The organism is Anaerolineae bacterium (assembly GCA_014360855.1).
Lineage (GTDB): Bacteria > Chloroflexota > Anaerolineae > JACIWP01 > JACIWP01 > JACIWP01.
This window is the reverse complement of record JACIWP010000298.1, coordinates 1-3,458: the sequence shown is the minus strand read 5'-3', so window position 1 is coordinate 3,458 and position 3,458 is coordinate 1. Positions and strand designations below refer to the sequence as shown.

4 protein-coding genes are annotated in these 3,458 nt (G+C 64.1%); all 4 read right to left on the bottom strand.

Translation table 11 applies throughout. The annotated features are described in order from the left end of the window. Positions 1-159, bottom strand: a 159-nt coding sequence (locus H5T60_12990; protein ID MBC7243345.1) for a tRNA nucleotidyl transferase, incomplete at its 3' end; no start/stop codon positions are given. A gap of 16 nt (positions 160-175) precedes the next feature. Next, positions 176-529, bottom strand: a complete 354-nt coding sequence (locus tag H5T60_12985; GenBank protein ID MBC7243344.1) for a hypothetical protein — start codon at positions 527-529, stop codon at positions 176-178. Between the two features lie 8 nt (positions 530-537). Further along, positions 538-1,998 carry a hypothetical protein gene (locus tag H5T60_12980; protein ID MBC7243343.1) on the bottom strand — a complete coding sequence of 487 codons (1,461 nt, stop codon included), beginning with the start codon at positions 1,996-1,998 and terminating at the stop codon, positions 538-540. Between the two features lie 14 nt (positions 1,999-2,012). Further along, positions 2,013-3,239 carry an MFS transporter gene (locus H5T60_12975; protein MBC7243342.1) on the bottom strand — a complete coding sequence of 409 codons (1,227 nt, stop codon included), beginning with the start codon at positions 3,237-3,239 and terminating at the stop codon, positions 2,013-2,015. Positions 3,240-3,458 lie beyond the last annotated feature (219 nt).

The window sequence follows — 3,458 nt, the reverse complement described above, 5'->3', positions numbered from 1 at the left end:
AAAGGGCAGTTCATCCCAATAAAGGGTCAGGAAGTCGCGCACATTGCGGTTCGGATGGCGCGGCACAACGGGCAGGGCGTTGGGATGCAGTTTCCACGCCCCGAGCTGGGCGGCGATGGCATCAAAATCGGTGTTTTCGTGGGTCAGGATAACGATCATCGCGCTGTACCTGATATCAGCCGGCGCCGGCCGCCGGCCCGCTTGCCAGCAGGTCCTCCACCACGCTGAGGCTCTCGCGCAGTGCTTGTACCGAGCGAACCTTCCAGGTCACGGTGGTGATTTCCCGCTCCTCGTGCAGGAAGCGAAACTCGAAGCCGGCGCGCTGGAACCGCCGGCCGCGCGGCGGCATGGTGAGCAGGGTCTCCGTGAGACGCACGCGCCCGCCGGCGTCCACCACAATCTCCCGCACGTAGTCCCCGCGCTCCCGCCGGCCGATCACGGTACTGCCGGCGTGCACGTCATAGCCGGCCTCGCTCAGCATGCCGGCGCAGGCCGTCAAATCCAACGCAACCACACCTTCCTCAGACATTCGTTCCCTCAATCGTTTGCCGGCGTCAGTATCTCGATCTGGGCCGGCTCCTCCACCACGATTTCCGGCCACCCCCGATACAGCTTGATCAGGCCGTGCACCCGGATGGTCTTGCCGAAATAGTACTGGTCGGGCGGCGCCGGCCATTTGCCATAATCGCTCGGGAAAATCACCACCTTGAAGTTATGCTCCTGGTCCGCGTTTCCCATCAGCCAGATGACCCTGCCGCTGTTATACACGTGCGTGACGGTGAGCCGCACCCAGGCTTCCTGGCCGATGTACTGGCCGGCTTGGGTGTGGTCAATTTCCGCCGGCTCGGCTCCTTCTCGCAGGCTGACCCGTGCGCCTGCCCAATCCTGGGCGAAGGTCCGGCTCAGCTCGGCGATGACCTGCGGGTCTGTGACGGCCAGGCCCAGCTCCCGGTTAAAGTCCAGGGAAGTGGCGGTCAGGTTGTGCGAACCCAGGTAGGCCACCCGGTCATCCACGATAAACATTTTGGCATGAATGTACGGAGTTGACAAATAGCGCACCTGGGCGCCGGCCTCGCGCAGGGCCTGCCGGCCCGGCTCATTCGGGTCTCGCTCCAGCGGGGTCTGGGGGGAAGAGAGTAGGCGCACCTGTACGCCGCGGGCCAGACAGCGCAACAGCACCGCAATCACTTCCTCATCTTGCAGGGACTGCTCTTCCAGGTCAACGCTCTGCTGGGCGGCGTTCAGCATTCCTAGGATGCGCTGGCGGCCGTTGTCCGGCGACCAGATGAGCCGGGCACCGCGCAGGTCCACGCCGGCGCGCCCCCAATCCGCCTCAAAGACGCGCAGTACTTCGGCCACATCCTCCGCATGGTTGTCCAGCAAGGCGAAATCCCGGTTCTTCGAAAACGTGGAAGCGGTCAGGTTTCCCGTCAGGATAATCAGCCGGGAGCGGTCAATCACTACCGCTTTGGCATGGGTATAGCGGAACACGGGGTTGCCCCACTGGATGGAGACGCCGGCCTCGCGCAGTTCCTGCGCGACTTGGGCGTTGCCGGCGCCGCCGCCGAAGGGTTCCTGCTCCAGTATGACCCGGACGTCCACGCCGCGGCGCGCCGCGCGCTGCAGGGCTTCGATGACTCTTGTATCGCTGAGCAGATACATGTACATGTGGATGGACGAACGCGCGCCTTCCAGCTCCGTCAGGAGGGGCGAGGCGCCGGCGTCGGGAAAGCGCCAGAGCGTGGGGGCCGGCGTCGGCGGAGGCGGAGAAGTTGGGGCCGGCGTGGCCGTGGGCGCAGGGGGCGTCGCCGACGGAGTGGCAGTGGGTGTGCTGGTGCGCGTGACGGCGGTCGGCGAGGCTGTAGGCGAGGGCGCCGGCGTCCCCGGCACAGCGGCCGGCAGACAGGCGCTCGCCATCAACGCCAGGATCAGGGCCGCGGCAAGCCAGCGGAAAATGGAGGACGCTTTCGGGATAAAGGAGCGCGGTGCGGTGGACATAGCGGCGCGGTTCCTCAGGAGTCGGCCGGCGCATCTGCTCGCGAGGGGGCCGTGGATAGATGCCTTTCGTTGGCGAAACCTGGGATGGTGGATAACAGCCCCAGGAACATCAGGACGGCGCCGGTCAGGTACGGGAGGAAGAGGGACACGTCCAGCAGGGCGCCGGCGGCAATGGGGCCGGCGATGCGTCCCAGGCTCATGAAGGCATTGTTCAGTCCCATGGCGATGCCCTGAGGAAGGTGGGTGCGTTTGGAAATGAGCGAGGACACGGACGGCCTCAACAGGGCATTGCCGAACACGAAGATAGATGTGGTCAGCAGAACCGTGGGCAGTGACGCGGCAAGCAGCATGGTGGCAAAGCCGATGGCGCTCACTAACAGGGAGGTGCGGATGACCCGTACTTCGCCCAGCCGGCGCGTGGCCGGCCCGGTCAGCAATCCCTGCACCAGCGCGGTGGTCAGCCCGACCACGGTCATGATCATACCCACCTGCGTGGTGCCGTAACCGTAGCGGCGCAGGGCATACAGGCCGAAAATGGCCTCGAAATTGGTCAGGGCAAAGCTCAACAGGAACGCCAGGAAAAGGAGATATCCGATGGGGCTGAAAAGTGCCTGCCAGAGCTGGCCCAGGTCCACAGTGTGCAGTTTGCCGGCCTTGCCCACCCGCCGCTCCGGCGGCAGGGACTCTGGCAGGAACAGGTACACCAGTACGAGGATGATGAGGGAGATGCCGGCGGCGGCGAAGAAGGGGGCAGACAGCCCAAAGCGCGCCATCACACCGCCGATGCCCGGTCCCAGCGTCATCCCCACGCCCATAGCGGCCCCCAGGATGCCCATGCCGCCGCCGCGATTCTCTTCAGAGGTGGTGTCGCTGATGAAGGCCATGGCGGCGGGGAAGGTGGCGGCGGAGAGGATGCCGGACAGGGCACGCGCCGCGTAGAGCATCCAGAGCTGTGTGGAGAGGCCGAACAGCACCTGCGCCAGAGCGTTGCCCACGATGCCGATCATGATGACTGGCCGGCGGCCGATGCGGTCCGACACATCTCCCCACATGGGGGAGAAGATGAACTGCATGGCGGCGAAAATGGCCATGATGAGGCCAAGGTCCGCGCCGCTGGCCCCCATGCGTTCGACATAGAAGGGCAGGATGGGGATAATGATGCCGAACCCCAGCATGATAATGGCCAGCGCGCAAAACAAGATGATCAGGTTGCGTTTTTCCTCAGGGCTTCCGCGAAACATGAATTATATATCCTTCGATACGAGTGACTTCATAAACAATACTTATAGCACTTTTACGGAGAAGAGGCAAAACCTGGCGCCATTCCGTTGGCGGATTCACCGTTGCGAGGGTACCGCGCCGCGGTGCCCTTACCTCTCGGCGGCCGGCATTTTCGGCGCCTGTCCCGTCCTATGTTATAATACGGGCATGTCGATCGTCTTGCTGGAAGATATCGGGAA